Here is a 548-nt window from a genome sequence, read left to right as displayed (position 1 = left end):
TTATTTGTTAGCTCTGGAGCAGACCCGAATTACTGTCATTTTAGACACGCCCGCCAGGCGAGCTGTTTCTCGCAGCGATTTTCCATTGGCCAGACGCAGAGTACGTATCAGTTCATGTTTCTGTGCATCGGCCACCCTGCCCCGGTATTTTCCTTCAGTTTTCGCTTTACAGATTCCCTCTGCCTGGCGACGTCGACGGTCTTCGTAGTCTTTTCTGGCAATAGCGGCGAGCATATCCAGCATCATGCCATTTACGGCCTTCAGCATGCTTCGGGTGAAGTCATCACTTACTGTGCTGGATAGCGCCAGATGGCTGGTTGGTAAATCAAGACTGACGATGGCCAGCTGCTTGTCGGTGATTTGCTTTCTGAGTGTCTCCCAGCCTGCATCATCCAGGCGAGTAAGCCTGTCGACCTGTTCAATGAGAATCACATCACCAGGTTCCGCAACACCAAGAAGCCTGATCAGTTCAGGACGGTTCATTGTCGTACCGGAGACATTGTCGATATACCAGCCAGCAATACGGTGGCCATTTTGGTTTGCAAATG

Annotated in this window: 1 protein-coding gene; it reads right to left on the bottom strand. The window is 51.1% G+C overall.

Features of this window, described 5'->3' with window-relative positions; genetic code table 11:
- Positions 1–548 (bottom strand): recombinase family protein (locus ABD353_RS40095; RefSeq protein WP_344628623.1); only part of this gene is annotated, 548 nt, incomplete at its 5' end.

The sequence above is a fragment of the Kitasatospora arboriphila genome (assembly GCF_039528095.1).
Taxonomy (GTDB): Bacteria; Actinomycetota; Actinomycetes; order Streptomycetales; family Streptomycetaceae; genus Kitasatospora; species Kitasatospora arboriphila.
The sequence above is the reverse complement of the archived record's forward strand: the minus strand, read 5'-3'. Positions and strand labels throughout refer to the sequence as shown.